16 protein-coding genes are annotated in these 14,819 nt (G+C 62.1%); 11 read left to right on the top strand and 5 right to left on the bottom strand.

The window, feature by feature from the left end:
* Positions 1-7: 7 nt before the first annotated feature.
* Entirely contained in the window at positions 8-754 is a 747-nt protein-coding gene (locus FHR22_RS11245; protein ID WP_243853651.1) for an SDR family NAD(P)-dependent oxidoreductase, read from the bottom strand.
* A gap of 220 nt (positions 755-974) precedes the next feature.
* Between FHR22_RS11245 and FHR22_RS11240 the strand changes: the two genes are divergently transcribed.
* From FHR22_RS11240 to FHR22_RS11230, 3 genes are read left to right on the top strand one after another with little or no spacing between them, the layout of a single operon-like run.
* Entirely contained in the window at positions 975-1,190 is a 216-nt protein-coding gene (locus FHR22_RS11240; protein ID WP_166942094.1) for a hypothetical protein, read from the top strand.
* A complete protein-coding gene (locus FHR22_RS11235) occupies positions 1,187-1,768 on the top strand; it encodes a nitroreductase family protein (RefSeq protein ID WP_166942091.1) in 582 nt (193 codons plus the stop codon). The genes FHR22_RS11240 and FHR22_RS11235 overlap by 4 nt, the downstream gene beginning before the upstream one ends.
* A 52-nt stretch (positions 1,769-1,820) precedes the next feature.
* Positions 1,821-2,366, top strand: coding sequence for a hypothetical protein (locus FHR22_RS11230; RefSeq protein ID WP_166942088.1), 546 nt, complete (start codon positions 1,821-1,823; stop codon positions 2,364-2,366).
* A 39-nt stretch (positions 2,367-2,405) separates the two neighbouring features.
* Here FHR22_RS11230 and FHR22_RS11225 read toward each other — a convergent pair whose 3' ends face one another.
* Positions 2,406-3,152, bottom strand: a complete 747-nt coding sequence (locus FHR22_RS11225; RefSeq protein ID WP_208417621.1) for a TetR/AcrR family transcriptional regulator — start codon at positions 3,150-3,152, stop codon at positions 2,406-2,408.
* Positions 3,153-3,462: 310 nt separating this feature from the next.
* Between FHR22_RS11225 and FHR22_RS11220 the strand changes: the two genes are divergently transcribed.
* The 6 genes from FHR22_RS11220 (at position 3,463) to FHR22_RS11195 (ending at position 9,447) form a co-directional block, all read left to right on the top strand.
* On the top strand, positions 3,463-4,134 hold the full coding sequence (locus tag FHR22_RS11220; protein ID WP_166942082.1) for a TetR/AcrR family transcriptional regulator: 672 nt from the start codon (positions 3,463-3,465) through the stop codon (positions 4,132-4,134).
* Between the two features lie 360 nt (positions 4,135-4,494).
* Positions 4,495-5,286, top strand: coding sequence for an IclR family transcriptional regulator (locus FHR22_RS11215; RefSeq protein WP_166942079.1), 792 nt, complete (start codon positions 4,495-4,497; stop codon positions 5,284-5,286).
* A gap of 244 nt (positions 5,287-5,530) precedes the next feature.
* Entirely contained in the window at positions 5,531-5,854 is a 324-nt protein-coding gene (locus tag FHR22_RS11210) for a 2Fe-2S iron-sulfur cluster-binding protein (protein WP_166942076.1), read from the top strand.
* Between the two features lie 179 nt (positions 5,855-6,033).
* A complete protein-coding gene (locus FHR22_RS11205; RefSeq protein ID WP_166942073.1) occupies positions 6,034-7,161 on the top strand; it encodes an amidohydrolase family protein in 1,128 nt (375 codons plus the stop codon).
* Positions 7,162-7,286: 125 nt separating this feature from the next.
* Positions 7,287-8,213 (top strand): amidohydrolase family protein, encoded by a 927-nt coding sequence (locus FHR22_RS11200; protein ID WP_166942070.1) that lies wholly within the window; start codon positions 7,287-7,289, stop codon positions 8,211-8,213.
* Positions 8,214-8,217: 4 nt separating this feature from the next.
* A complete protein-coding gene (locus FHR22_RS11195; RefSeq protein ID WP_166942067.1) occupies positions 8,218-9,447 on the top strand; it encodes an NAD(P)/FAD-dependent oxidoreductase in 1,230 nt (409 codons plus the stop codon).
* Between the two features lie 78 nt (positions 9,448-9,525).
* Here FHR22_RS11195 and FHR22_RS11190 read toward each other — a convergent pair whose 3' ends face one another.
* Positions 9,526-11,091 (bottom strand): FAD-dependent oxidoreductase, encoded by a 1,566-nt coding sequence (locus FHR22_RS11190; RefSeq protein WP_166942064.1) that lies wholly within the window; start codon positions 11,089-11,091, stop codon positions 9,526-9,528.
* Between the two features lie 47 nt (positions 11,092-11,138).
* On the opposite strand from FHR22_RS11190, the gene FHR22_RS11185 reads away from it, so the two are divergent.
* Positions 11,139-11,603, top strand: coding sequence for a MarR family winged helix-turn-helix transcriptional regulator (locus FHR22_RS11185; protein ID WP_166942061.1), 465 nt, complete (start codon positions 11,139-11,141; stop codon positions 11,601-11,603).
* A 151-nt stretch (positions 11,604-11,754) separates the two neighbouring features.
* Here FHR22_RS11185 and yczR read toward each other — a convergent pair whose 3' ends face one another.
* The gene (gene yczR, locus FHR22_RS11180) at positions 11,755-13,170 is read right to left on the bottom strand and encodes a MocR-like transcription factor YczR (RefSeq protein ID WP_166942059.1); all 1,416 of its coding nucleotides are present in this window, start codon (positions 13,168-13,170) and stop codon (positions 11,755-11,757) included.
* A gap of 18 nt (positions 13,171-13,188) precedes the next feature.
* Between yczR and yczE the strand changes: the two genes are divergently transcribed.
* Complete coding sequence (yczE, locus tag FHR22_RS11175; protein WP_341786610.1) at positions 13,189-13,839, top strand: membrane protein YczE; 651 nt, start codon at positions 13,189-13,191, stop codon at positions 13,837-13,839.
* Between the two features lie 471 nt (positions 13,840-14,310).
* On the opposite strand, the gene FHR22_RS11170 is transcribed toward yczE, so the two are convergent.
* On the bottom strand, positions 14,311-14,802 hold the full coding sequence (locus FHR22_RS11170) for an Lrp/AsnC family transcriptional regulator (protein ID WP_166942056.1): 492 nt from the start codon (positions 14,800-14,802) through the stop codon (positions 14,311-14,313).
* Positions 14,803-14,819 lie beyond the last annotated feature (17 nt).

Here is a 14,819-nt window from a genome sequence, read left to right as displayed (position 1 = left end):
AATATCCTCACGCGCTCATCTGGTGGCCACCGTTCGCCGACAGGCGTTGTCCGGTGATGTAGGAGGCGGCGCCGGAGAGCAGGAAGCAGATCGGCATCGCGGCCTCTTCGGCGCTGCTCCACCGGCGCAGCGGAATCTTCGACAGCATGGTGTCGCGAAATTTCTCACCGCGCAGCGTTTCGGTCATCTGCGTCTCGACCACGCCAAAAGCGACGCAATTGACGTTGATGCCGTGGCGCGCCCATTCGCGCGCCGCGCTCATCGTCATGCCCAATATCCCGCTTTTGGCCGTGCCGTAATTGATCTGGCCGATGGTGCCCTGCACACCGGCATCCGACGAGATGTTGACGATCGCGCCAGGTTTTGCCTGTTCGATCATCCGGCGTCCCGCCGCCTGCAGGAACAGGAAGGATCCGGTCAGGTGGACCTCGATCACCTGCTGCCACTGCTCCAGTGTCATCTTGTCGGCCATCGCGGTGCGCGTGATACCGGCGTTGTTGACGAGGCCGTCGACTGCGCCGAACCGGGCGACTGCCTGCGCGACGGCATAGGGCGCGAAGGCGGGGTCCGAAACATTGCCCGCCACGGTCAGGCAAGTGTCCGTTCCGATCGCGTCGCGCGCGGCGCCGAGATTTTCGGCATTCATGTCGACCAGGACAAGATTGCCGCCGAGATCCGCCACCAGCTTTGCCGCCGCGAGGCCGATCCCCTGGGCGCCGCCGGTAATGATGATGGTCCGACCCGAAAGGGACATGGGATTCGGGCGACCGGGATCGGGGTTCGACTGGGCATCCATGTGGGAATTTCACTCCTGAGATTCGGCGGCTAGCTAACTGCCGAAAAGCTTCCCAACAATCGCGGCTGTAAAAGCATCAGAAGTGTGTTTTCTGCGCGAGTATGTGCGCCGCGCATAGCCTTGAGCAGCGTGAAATTATATGTGGTGGGCATCAGCTATCATGCACACGGACGGGATTATGAATGTGATGGGGCTCAACTATTATAATGTTACTTTCGACGGATGCGGCTCGACATTTGTGATGGCGCGCACCCCGGACGATGCCGTTTCATACGGAAAGCAATTTGCCCGGATCGGCCGGACCAATGTACGGATCACGACGCCCGATGCCCGAAGCTTTACGCTCGAAGAGGTGGATGCCGCGCTGGCCGCCCGCAAGGAGGCGAGCCAATGAGTATAGCGTCGCCGGCAGGGCTCGACCTTCTGCTTCGCCGTACGTCGGCGGTCCAGTTCGCGGAGCCGGGTCCCACCGAAGCACAGCTCGAAAAAATCCTCGCCGCCGCGGTTACGGCGGCTGATCATGGGCGGCTGCGGCCATGGCGGTTCGTCGTGTTCGAAGGCAGCGGCCGCGAAAGGCTGGGTGATTTGATGGCCGAGCAGGTCCGCGCCGACAAGCCGGAAGCGGAGGCCAAGGATTGGGATAAGGCGCGTGCCAAGGCTTTGCGTGCACCGACCGTGATCGCACTCATTTGCAAGCCCAAGGTGGGCCACAAGGTCCCGGTGATCGAACAGCAAGCGGCGGTTGCCGCAGCCGGAGCGCAGCTCATGCTGGCCGCCAACGCGCTCGGTTTCGGCGCGGCATGGAAAACCGGAGCCGCGGCTTATCATCCCGCGGTTCGCACCGGGCTCGGGCTGGGGGAGGACGATACGATCGTCGGGCTGTTCTATGTCGGCTCTGAGCCGCAGCCTTCGCCGCTTCCGCGCGCCACGCTCGACGCGGTCGTGCAGTATGAGCGGAGCCGGGCGCAGTAGAAGCTACCGCAGGGGGAAACTCGTGCGGCACCGGGCATCGGCAAGCAGAAAAATGACGAAGCAGTTCAACGGAATTTTTCGTACATGGACACGTGTCCGGCATGCGCGTCACGGGGCGTTGCCGGTCCTCTGGGGCGACTGCATCGTTCACCTGTCGCATCCGGAATTTTCAGGCAACATTCTGCATACCTCGGGCATCCTCGAGATCGTCGAACATGGCGGCTTCAAGATCGCCCAGACCCGCAACAATTATTATGCGCTCCTGGGACCGGAGCTTCAGATGCCCCCCGGTGATGCTGTCGATCCCGAGGCTTTCATTCTCCAACATCGCAGCCGCGCGCCGGCGCCTGATGTCTATGCGAGCGCTGCGATGAATGCCGATCTGGATTGCATCAAATGCGGCGGCGCCGGCGTGTATCGATGCGGCGAAGATCGGCTGTGTGTCTGCGATCGCTGCTGCAAGCACAACCAGGGATGGTGGCAGCTCGAAGGCGGATATGGCGCCGATAACGGACGATGGGCCTGCAAGGCCGGATGCGGGGTCGTTGTGGACAAGCCGCCACCGGTGCTGCAATTCCTGCCGCGAACCGTTGCGTGACGCCATTGCGGGAAAACGGCGGCCCGGCGCGGCCGTTCGTCAGGGCGTGCGTGGGCCTGTCTCGGACGAGGGATGAAACGCACTACCGTGCTTGAAGGGCCCGGGGTTTCCAAGGCCTGCGATGACGAAATCCGCTATCTGGGTCGCGATCGCATCGCGCTCACTTGCGCTGGTCGAGCGCTTGGGGTCGAACCAGACGATCAGCCAGGCAAGTGACCCGACCGCTCCCTTCATTGCAAGCGGAATGGAGGAGACCTGCCAGTTTCCGTCGGACGCGGCCTCGTTGGCCAGCGCGTTGAGCTTCGTCTCAAGATCCTGCCGCAGGGCGGAGATCCGCGCAAGTGGCCGTACCTGCGCGGCCGAACCGCGGCCGATCAACTGGAACTGGGTCGCCTCCAATGCCACCCGGTGGAACGGATAATGGTCCATGATCTCGGCCGCGAATGCGCGAAAAACATCGTGCAGGCGCTCCACCGCCGGCACGTCCTTCGCTTCGGCCAGGAAATTGATGCGCTCGTTGATCATGAAGAAGGATCCGACCGCGACGTCGAAGTAGAGATCGAGCTTGCTGCGATAATAATGGTAGATTTGACCCTTGGTGGTTCCGAGTAAAATGGCAACATCGTCGAGCGTGGTGGCCGCGTAACCGCGCTCCATGAAAGCCGTCGCGGCGGCTTCGAGTACGCGCGCCCTGCCTTCCATTTTGGGAGTGGATCGTGCCTCGGATTCCCATAAGGGGGTCAAGGCCGCCCTGTTCTTTTTCTTGCGCGGCGCAGCAGATCGCATCATATCTCCATAGGCAGGCGATGATCGTGGCCGAACGCAGTCGTTCGGCGCGTTTTGGTTGCTCCGGCCCGAAACCAGCTTTGATGACGCTTCCTATATTCGGCCCTGTTGGCATGCAACCGATGTTCCGCGGCGGAAGCCACCATGTCGGCGAAACGGCTGAAGCTTCGGCGGTTGTTCGCGCCGTGCGCCAGGCAGACATCACATTTGTGGCGAATTGCGTTGCGGCACCCTGGAGATTGGAGCCTGTAAGTTGACGCGAGAGCGGAAAAATATAACGTCAATAGGGACGGGGGCTCTGTAATTAATTATGACCGAACAATCAGATATCGGAAAGAGCCTAGTCTCGTCGCTGCTGGTCAAGCGGCCGGGTGCATCCGATGAAGCGCGCGGGGACATCCTCAAGGCGGCAGCGACCGCTTTCAACGAGCGCGGTTACGACGCGACCTCTATCGACGATGTTGCTGACGTGCTTGGAGCGAGCAAGGGACGAATCTACCATTATTACCGATCTAAAACGGATATTTTTCTGGATCTTCACCTGGAGTCGCTGCGTGTCTTGAACGAACGGGTGAGCAGCATTGCCAGCCGGGCCGATCTGCCCCCGACGCAGCGCGTTCGCGAAATGTGTTTGGCGCACGCCGTCGTCGTCATGACGCGGATCAATTATCAGAAGGCGACGATGCTCGGTCTCAACCGCTTTCTGCTCTCGGTTTCGGCACCCTACCAGGACGCTGCGCGGCAGCGTGTCAATGACCTGCGCGACGAGTATGAAAACCTGTTTGTCGCGGTCGTTGCAGAAGGCGTCGAAACGGGCGAGTTTCGCCGCGTGGAACCGCGTTTCGCCACCAAGCCCCTACTCGGCGCGCTCAATTACGTGGCCAATTGGTATGACGAGGATAGCGCGAGCTCGCTTGGCACGGTGGACGATATCGCCGCAGCTCTCGCCGATTATTGCGTGCGCGGTTTGACGCGCGGCTGAGCGCTCGCGGCTGCGTTCTGCTCGGCAGCCCGCCACGCCCGGGCATGCTCGACCGGGTGCGAATCGCCCCGATGCACATCCCGATTACGACCCGCGACACGAAATTCATCTCGATTTGACCGAATGACCGGATCGGGCCTCTGCAGCTAGGCTGCGCCGTTGCCGGTACATTCTCGTTCCAAGAAATATATCGTTATTGCAGCTAGTTAATGCCGATTTTTCGGGGCGTTTCTCAGTCGGCAGCGCGGGTAGGATCGGGCTTTCCGCTCGCCAGAAACTGCGCTTTACAGAAAACATTCTAACGAGTAGGTTTTTCTTGTAAATGAGAGCTCCGCTGGAGTCGATTGGAGAGGAAAGTTCATGGCGAATGTGCACGCGCTCCCTGCTTCGGTATCGCCGCGCGCCGCGGGCCCGGACGCTTCGGTGGTCAAATCGGCCGGCCGGGCGTTGCAGATCCTGGAATATTTCGATTCCGTTCAGCGCGAGGCCTGTGTCACGGAAATATCGCGGGCGCTTCAGTGTCCGCAGTCGAGCACCTCGGTGCTGCTGCGAAGCCTGGTCCATCTCGGTTACCTTCAGAACGACCGCTATCGCCGCACCTATTTTCCGACGCGCCGAGTGCCCTTGTTGGGCAATTGGGTCGATCCCGCCATCGTCCGTCAGGGCGAGCTGCTTATGTATGCTGACGAACTGGCGGCCCGGACGGGGCAGACGATCGTTATCGCGACGATCAACGGTCTGCGAGCGCAATATATCTATGTGAACCGGCCGGAAAAGGAGCCCGCTGGTTTCGATGCTTTTCATGCCGGCGTGCATTGCCCGCTCGCGCGCACCGCGCTCGGCAAGGCGCTGCTCGCCGGTCATAGCGACAAGCATGTGTCCCAACTCGCCTGGCGCATTAACAGCGAGCGGTCGGAGCATGAGCCGCTTATCGCGGCGCCCGACCTCCTTGCCGAACTGGAGCGCGGCCGCAAACTCGGCTGGTTTGTCGGCGAGGGGGCCGACAGTTCGCAGTCCGGCGTCGCGGTCATGCTCGATCGAAAGCAGCAACTGCTGTCGATCGGAATCGAGACAAAGGGTTCGATGTCGGAGAACCAGGCGCTGAACTACGCGGAATTGCTCAAGAATCTGGCAGTGGAGGCGCAGGCCTGAGCTCCATGGGTGAGGGCGAATGTGGACGCGTCTGCGTTTCGTTAGGCCGGGTTCTCCGGCTCCGTTCGTCCGGCCATCTCGATATTGCACGGAGTGTGAATGTACGACCCGATCATCCGCCAAGGCACGCGCCGAGGGCATCTTTCCGGGCGGCGATGGCGGGTATCGCCGGCACCGAGCCCATCGCGCGGTTCGCCGTGCTCACAGATGCCGCAGGATCTTTATACAGTGGAAAAGCGCTCGCATGCCTAGAATCATTTTCGTCGAGTTTGACGGTACCGAACATCCGGTCGACGCCAGCAATGGCCTGTCGCTCATGGAAGCGGCCCGGGATCATGATGTGCCCGGCATCGAGGCCGAATGCGGCGGCGTCGGGTCCTGCGCCACCTGCCACGTCTATATCGATCAGGAATGGGTCGCCGTGTCAGGCGCGGCGGACCGGGTAGAGCGAGAACTTCTCGAAATGGTTGAGGGCCGGTGCGAAGAAAGCCGTTTGAGCTGCCAGATCGACATCTCTCATGAAATGGACGGATTGATTGTGAGAATGCCGGAGGCGCAAGGCTTCTAGGCATAAAAAAGCTGCCCACGATCCGGAAATATAGTTTCAGAAATGCGTCTTCACGAATATGATATATTCGATTCAATATTCTGAAACTATAGGATAATATTGTCATTATTAGTGAATATAAATATTCTGTACTGCAAAGTTGCTTGAAATGGTGACGACGTAAAATGAGAGGTAGAATTATGAGCAGTGATTACAAGATCATATCGTCGGATTCGCACGTGATCGAGCCGTGGTTTTTGTGGCAGGAGCGTTTGCCGGCGGAGTATCGGGACCGGGCGCCGCGTCTGGTGCGCAACGACGACGGCAGCGACCGCCTGGTGTGCGAGGATATCGAGATGCCGCCGATCGGCACGGCGGCGGGCGTGTTTCGCGGCAACAGCGAAGTGCGCCAGACGGGGCGCTGGGAAGAGGATATCCCGCCGTCGGCTTATGACCCCGATGCGCGGATCAAGGAGATCGACCGCGACACGATCTGGGGCGAGGTGATGTACCCGACCTTTGGCCTCGGCTTTTACGGGATCGACGACGCCGAGTTCAAATGGGCGCTGCTGCGTGCGTATAACGACTGGCTGGCGGAGTTCTGTGCGGCGCATCCCAACCGGTTCAAGGGCATCGCGATGCTCGCCAACGACGATCCGGCGCTGGCGGTGCAGGAACTGGAGCGCGCGAAGAAGCTGGGCTTTGTCGGGGTGATGATCCCGACGGTCGCGGGCGAGGGCGTGCCGCAATATCACGAGCGCGGCATGGACCTTTTGTGGGAGGCGGCGGTCGCCAACGACATGTCGGTCAACATCCATGCCGGCACCGCGCGCGAGCGCAACAAGAAGACCAACCTCATCCAGGCCTCGGGCGGCCGCAATCCGACCAAGTCGCCGCTGAAATATGAGGTGTTCGTGAAGCCGATGCTGAACATGATCTTCGGAGGCGTCTTCGAGCGCCACCCGAAGCTCAAGTTCATCTCGGCGGAGAATGAGGCCGGCTGGGCGACGCACATCCTCGAGCGCGCGGACTTCGAGTGGCAGCGCTACCAGAATGTCCAGGTCAAGGACTTCGAGGGCCGTATCCCCGAAAAGCCGAGCGACTATTTCAAGCGCAACATCAAGCTCACCTTCCTGCGCGACACCGTCGCCATCCGCACCCACGACCTGCTCGGCGCCGAAACGCTGATGTTCCAGACCGACTTCCCGCACGGCATCAGCACCTACCCCAACTCGCGCGCCATGTGCGACGCCATGTTCCAAGGCGTCGACGAAAAAGTCCGCGACAAGATCGTCTATCACAACGCCGCCGAACTCTACGGATTCTAGGGGCTCCTGTCCGGCAATCTCGGTTCTGTAAGCCTGGGGAGGCAAGGGTTCCGGGATTGCCGGCTTGAGACGAAGATCAATAAGCCGAGCGCCCGTTGGCCACGGCAAGCTCTGGATGGATGCACATGGATATTGTTGACACTCAGGTGCACCTTGGGCCCGGCGGGGCTGCGGAAAAACTGGCGGCAATGGATGCTCTGGGTATCAAGTCGGTGCTTGTCGACGAATGGTGGGGCGGATGGTGGGGAACCAGGCCCGGCGAGCCGGCCTATCGGGTCGGAGACGGGGGGATCCGGACGACCTCGCCTACGGCCGAACTCGCTTCATGGACTTATCCCGGCCGGTTTTCCTATCTGGTCCGTGTCGACCCGAAGGACCCGGAGATTCGCAGTGTCGTTCGGTTTGCGCGCGACAGCAACTTTGCACGAGCGCTTCGGATTGCAACACCGTTGCCGCGTTCGGAACTAACCGCCTTTGCCGAAGGTGATTATGACAGCGTGTTCGCGGCGGCCGCCGAATTCGGCGTGCCGATTTTCGTATCGCTGCTGGGGCATTCGGAGTTGCTCACCCGCTACCTCGAAAAATTTCCGGGCGTGAAAGTCATCATCGATCACTGCGGCATGCCTCCCAACATGTCGATGGTGCCGATGATCGCGCAGCTTGAAGGCTTGCCCGATAGCAAGCAATATTGGTCGACGCTTGCCGGCGCGCCGCGCGAGGAATCTTTCGAGAAAGTTCTTCGAATGGCAACTTGGGCGAACGTGGCGCTCAAATGGGCTCACGCGCCCTCGCGCCTTGACGCGGCAGGCTATCCGAACAGTGCGGCACGCCCGTTCCTGCGAAAGGCAATCAACGCATTCGGTGCCGGGCGCATCATGTGGGCAAGCGACGTGACGGTCAATCCGACCGGTGAAACATGGGCAGAGCTGCTTTATGCGATAAAGGACAATCCCGATCTCTCGGTCGAAGAGCGCGAAAATATCCTGGGAGGGAGCGCGCGAAAATGGCTGGACTGGCCAGACCTTCCACCGAGCCAATCAGCCGAAAGCTGAGACGATGCAGTTCGACGTTGTGATCGTGGGCGCGGGGCATGGCGGCGCACAGGTTGCGGTGATGTTGCGGACACAGAAGTTCGAGGGCAGCATCGCGATCATCGGCGAAGAGTCCGAGCTCCCCTATGAGCGCCCGCCCTTGTCGAAGGAATATTTCGCGGGCGAGAAGGAATTCGAACGCATCCAGTTGCGCCCCGCCAGATATTGGGACGAGCGCGAGGTGACGATGCTGCTCGGCAAGCGCGTCGTCGCGGTCGATCCGGCGGCGCATACGGTCGCCACCGACGGCGGCGAGACGATCGGGTACGGCAAGCTCGTCTGGGCAACCGGCGGTCATCCGCGCGTGCTGCCGATCCCGGGCGGCGACCTTCCCGGCGTGCAGGGCGTGCGGACGCGCGCCGACGCCGACGCCGACGCGATGAAGGCCGCGTCTGAAACCGCCGGGCAGATCGTCGTCGTCGGTGGCGGCTATATCGGGCTCGAAGCCGCCGCGGTGCTCAACAAGGCGGGCAAGAAGGTCGTACTGCTCGAAGCGCAGAACCGCGTGCTCGCGCGTGTCGCGGGCGAGGAACTCTCGCGCTTCTACGAGAAAGAGCACCGCGATCATGGCGTCGAACTGCACCTCGGCGTGTGCGTCGATGCGATCGAGGGCGACACCCGCGTCACCGGTGTGCGTCTGTCGGACGGAGAAGTGATTCCCGCCGATCTCGTCATTGTCGGCATCGGTATCATACCCGCGGTCGCACCGCTGATCGCCGCGGGCGCTGACTGCGCCAACGGCGTGCGCGTCGACCGCCTCTGCAAGACGAGCCTGCCCGACGTCTATGCGATCGGCGACTGCGCTGCGCATGTGAACGACTTCGCCGAAGGCGCAGAAGTCAGGCTTGAATCAGTGCAGAATGCCAATGACCAGGCGAATGTCGTCGCCAAGGGCATCGTCGGCGACGAGGCACCCTATCATGCGATCCCCTGGTTCTGGTCGAACCAGTATGACCTCAAACTCCAGACCGCCGGCCTCTCGACCGGGCACGATCAGGCGGTGCTGCGCGGTGATCCGGCAACGCGAAGCTTCTCGGTCGTTTACCTTAAGGCCGGGAAGGTCATCGCGCTTGACTGCGTCAACGCCACCAGGGATTATGTTCAGGGCCGGATGGTCGTCTCCGCCGGGCTCGAGGCAGGCCCTGAACAGCTCGCCGACATCGAGACGCCGCTAAAAGAGCTGCTTTCGGTCTGACTTTACGAGATCCTGCCTCTCAAGGTCGTAACAGAACCATCAGGGATTGGGCGTTCGAAATCCTGCTCCGCGTGGATGTCACGCGGCTCGGGCGGGGGGCACGAACGCCGCGTCCTTGTCAAAGCCAGGGTCTCCGTCACCAAGACGCTCAGGCGGCGGAGGGGGACTCACCCTTGCCAGATAATCGCCGATAAGGCCGATGCTCGCCGTATCGAAGACGGCGCCGACATATCCGTCCGGCCGGATAAGCAGGCAGCCTCCATCGGCCAGGCCAAGCTGATTGGACGGATCGCGCAGTTCCGCGCCCGCGCCGACAGTGACCACTCTCACGCCCTCACGCGCAGCCGCCGTCGGCCGATAGTGAGAGGCCGACATAAGCCAGGTCCAATGCGTGCCGGTCAAAACGTCGAACAGCCGGCGGGGCTGTCCGGCAGCGCCGGCCAGAGCGGCGTCCGGCATTCGATCGCCGGCGCGCGGGCCAGGCGTCCGGGCGGTTTCCTGGTGCGAAAGCGATGAGTTCGGATAGCCGATATCGAGTTGATGCGTGTCGCGGCCGCGTCGCATCCCGCCCTGCTCCTGCTGGTCCTTCAGTAACCTCGTCGAAAGGCCGAGCACATCAGCCGCAACGGGGCGCCGCTCCTCCTCATAGGTGTCAAGCAGCGTGTCAGGAGCGCCGGCCAGAACCGCGGCCAACTTCCAGCCGAGGTTGTACGCGTCCTGGACGCTGGTGTTCAGGCCCTGTCCGCCGGTCGGTGGGTGGATATGAGCGGCATCGCCGGTCAGGAACACCCGGCCGACCCGGTAGCGCTCGGCCAACCGCGCATTCATCGCATAAGCCGACGCCCATGCCACCGAGCGAAGCTTGACATCGGTGCGGCCGGTTCGCTCCGCGATCAGCCTTTCGATGCCTTGGGCCGAGAGGTCGGGATCGCCCTCCAGTGGAATTGGCGCCTGCACCTGAAACAGGTCGGTGCCGGCGAGCGGGCAGATGGCGACGAGGCGTTCCATGTCCCCGTCGTTGAATTGATGCCACGCATCGCGGTCGAGCCCGCCCAAATCGACGTCCGCGACGATCGCGCGGACGCCCAGCGTCTTGCCCGAAAACTCGACCCCGAGCGCGCTCCGTATCGAGCTGCGGCCCCCGTCCGCGCCGATCAAATAGCGGGCAATGATTTGCTCTTCACCTTGCGCGGACACGACGCGGGCGAAAACGCTGTCCTCGCCAGCTTCGAAATCGGTCAGCCTGCTGCCGAACTCTACCTGATGTCCAAGCTCACCGAGCTGCTCGCGCATGATCGTCTCGGTGAGGAATTGGGGGATCATGAGCGGGATTAGATAAGGCATGCCGGGCGACGGATCCTGCGCGTCCAACATATTCTTTACGGTGTAGCTGCCGTCCGCGCTATACACCCGCATCGGCGGATAGATACCGCCCGCCGCCATGACGCGATCGATGATACCGAGATCTTCGAATATCTCCTGTGTGCGCGGCTGGATGCCCTTTCCGCGCGACCCGCCAAACGGGCGCTCGAGCCGGTCAAGGATGCGAAAGGATACGCCGCGCCGCGCGAGTTCGATCGCGAGCGTGAGCCCGGCAGCGCCTGCGCCGCAAATCAGGACGTCGATTTCAGTTCGCTCTTTCATATGGAACTCCTATGTGCATAATGCACATATCCGGAAGGGGGTGGCCAATGTCAATTAAAAAAGTGCATAATGCACATATTAGGGCGTTGTTGCCCGAACTGCATCGCTCGCTGATCGACATCACCGTCATCATGAATCAGCCCGAACGGGACGTGGAATTGCTCGCCAAGGCGGGCCTGTCGCTCGAACGAGCGCTGTTCCCGCTGCTGGTGCTTATCGAGCGGTTCGGCCCGATCGGCGTCGTCGATCTCGCTGGCCGGGTCGGCCGCGACTATACGACTGTGAGCCGCCAGGTCGCGCGCCTGGAAGAGCTCGGACTGGTCACGCGCCGGGCAGGCTCGACCGATAAGCGGATACGTGAGGCGCTTGTCACCGCGGCGGGCAAGGAAGCGACCGGCGCCCTCGACGCGGCGCGGGAGGAGATGGCAATCGGCATGTTCGCGGATTGGGAGCGGAAGGACTTCGACGATCTCGTGCGCCTGATGCGCAAACTGGTCGAGGCAATGTATTAGTTAGCCGGCCGCATGGCTCGCCGCGTCCGCTGACGGCCGAAGCGCGCGAGGAGAGTCCCGTTGCGCGGCCGCAACGCTGTAATCGACGCGCGCCTCTTTAATGATCATGAAGTGACGCGGACGTCGCGTCTGTCTTCATGGCGTCCTGCGTCTATGACGCCGTTCGAAACCGGGGCGCTCCCTCCCGGGCCAGCCGGCGACCGAGGGGGGCAAGCAGTTCGAGGGCGCCGCGAAGATCGGCTACTTCCGCGGTGAAAGGTATCCGGATGTGGCGTTCGAAAGCGCCATCGATCCCGAAGCTCGGCCCGGCGACGATGCGCACGCCGATTGCCTCCGCTTCGATGGCGAGGCGGGTCGCGATGGGCCGCGGTAACTCGATCCAGCAGCTGAGACCTCCCGCAGGGCGAGGAAAATTCCACTCGGGCAAGATGGCTTCGCCGGCCGTAACCAGCATATCGAGGCGATCGCGCAATTCCCGGCGGCGTTCGGGAAGATGCGTGTCCGCATCGACAAGAAGCCGGGCCGCGGCAAGCTGTTCGACCACAGGCGTACCTGGATCGACTGTTTCTCGAACTCCGGCCAGAGAAGCGATGATCGGGCCGGGGGCCCGGATCCAGCCGATCCTGAGCCCGCCCCAGAAGCTTTTGGCGGTCGAGCCCAGCGTGATAACCTGAGCGTCGCGACCATAGGCTGCGAGCGGGGGAGGGGGTTTGCGTTCGTACCAAAGATCGACCATCGTCTCGTCCGCGACGATTATCGTCCGGGTTCGCTGGGCTATCGAGACCACGGCAGCACGCGTCTCGGCATCCATGCAGCGTCCGGTCGGGTTGTGATGATCGGGTAACAGATAGGCAAGGCGCGGTGCCGTCTGGCCAATTGCCGCCGCCAGGCCGTCGATGTCCCAGCCTGTCGGGGGAAGCGGTACGGGCACCGGCCGGCAGCCGGCAGCACGGATCGCGGCGATGGCGAGAGGATAAGTCGGATGATCGATGACCACCCGGTCGCCCGGGCCCGTCAGAAGTCGCAGCACGAGGCCAAATCCGGCGAGCGCACCGTTGACCACCATGATTTCGTCGGCGAAGGTCGGCAATCCGCGCGCCGTATAATGCGCAGCAATTTTGCTCCGCAGCTCCGGAATGCCGAGCGGATCATAGCCCGTTGAGGACAAATGTGCCGGGAGCGCGGAGAGCGCCTCGACATATGCCTGATGGATTGCCGGTCCGGCCGGACTGGCGGCGACCGAGAAGTCTATCTTTGTTGCCGGTTCTCGTCGCGACGACAGGCCGGACGGGAGCGTGACAAGCGAGCCCGAGCCTTGGCGGCTTGCTAAGAAGCCGTCGGCGCGCAGTTCGGCGAAGGCGGCCGCGATCGTGCCGCGGCTGAGCCCGAGCGCCGCAGCCAGCTCGCGTTCGCCGGGCAACCGCGTCTCGAGCCCGAGGCTGCCGTCGAGAATCAAACGGCGCAGCGCGTTGGCAAGTGACCTGTAAGCGGGGTCGCGCGATCCGTTCAGGCGCCAGTTTCCGAGCAGCCTGAGGAGGGAGGCCGGTCCCGTTCTGCGTGCGATCATTGGTCCAATCCGAAAAAAGTGGCTCTTTATTTAAATGCCATTTTTATCGATATCGGTCCAATGCTTCGTCGTCTCGCCCTGCTTTATAGCGGCTTAGTCCTCTACGGCCTCTCATCCGCCATGATGGTGCGCGCTGGTCTCGGCCTCGACCCGTGGAACGCTCTCCACGAAGGCCTTTCGCTGCGCTTGCACTTGAGTTTCGGAACGGTGATCATCGGGGTCGGCGCCCTGCTTATGCTGCTCTGGATTCCCCTGCGCCAACGTCCGGGTATCGGGACGATCAGCAATGTGCTCCTCATCGGCCTCGCCGCTGACGCGGCACTGATGTTCCTTCCCCAGCCGGTCTCCCTTGCCGCGCGGGCCGGAATGCTGGTCGCGGCAGTCATTCTCAACGGGATCGCGAGCGGGATGTATATCGGTGCTGGACTGGGCCCGGGCCCACGTGACGGGTTGATGACGGGGCTCGCCGGACGAACCGGCTGGTCAATTCGCCGTGCGCGCACCGGCATTGAAATTCTCGTGCTGGGGTTTGGCTGGTTACTCGGGGGGACGATTGGAATGGGAACGATATTATACGCGTTGGCCATCGGCATGATCATCGACATGACGCTCCCGCTGTTTCAGGCGATGGCATTCGGCGCCTCGGCGAAGACGTCGGTGCGAGCCTGACCGCTGCAGCATAGGGGCAGACTCGCTCCTGCATGCGCGGGGAAGGGGCCTCCCGCGGCCGGGAATGATGGCCGATCGGGCGTCGTATCGATTATCCGGCAAGCAGCGCCGGATCGTCCGCGTGAGGGTCGCTCGCCTGGCTCGGGCCGCATATTTACTACAGTCTCGATAATTGGAACCACAAGATCGGTTGCTGGCATTTCTCGGCACTGGTAGCGTGCGCCGCGCCCGGCGATCAGAGGTCGGCCTTCCGCCGGAGGCCAGCGAGCCTTCGTGGCAAGACCCATTGCGGCCAAGCCGCGTCGAATGTCCCGGATCGGACGCTAAAAACCTATGTCGGACCGATGGACGCATAACAGCTAGAAAGCGAGGCGTCCGACGCCCCGGGGTTACCGGCACCGCAGTGATCAAGATCCCGGGCTAGCTTCGGTCGAGCAATAAGGGTCATGCTCTATCAATAAGAGGCGGACCTTATGGGTAAGGCCCCCGCTCTGCATAGGTGCCGAGGACGACGAAGGTTTTCACACGTTTGAAACCCTCCATCTGATGCAGCTCGCCGAGAAACTCTTCAAGCGCACCCGGCGATGTCATCCGGACCTTGAGGATCATGGCGGTGTCGCCCGCAACGGTGTGAATCTCTTCGACGGCGTCGAGAGAGGCCATGCCAAGAACGCGCCGCGATGTCTCCCAGTTGCTGGTTTCCAGATGCACGAAGGCGAGCAGGTCGCGCCCGACCTTCTCGCCATCTATTATGGCAACGGTGCGCTTTATTGTGCCGTCCCGCTTCATCCGTTTGACGCGTTCGTGCACCGCGGGCGGTGAGAGGTGGAGCAAAGAGCCGAGTTCCGCGAAGCTGCGATCCGCATTTTCGGCGAGTAAGCCTAATATTTTTCGGTCGACTGGATCAACACCCCGGCCCTTGCGAGCAGGGTGCCGATCATCATTCGTTTCTTTCCCTGACATTCGCGATCCCCCTGTCA

The organism is Sphingopyxis panaciterrae (assembly GCF_011762125.1).
In the GTDB taxonomy this organism is placed as follows: Bacteria; Pseudomonadota; Alphaproteobacteria; order Sphingomonadales; family Sphingomonadaceae; genus Sphingopyxis; species Sphingopyxis panaciterrae.
The sequence above is the reverse complement of the archived record's forward strand: the minus strand, read 5'-3'. Positions and strand labels throughout refer to the sequence as shown.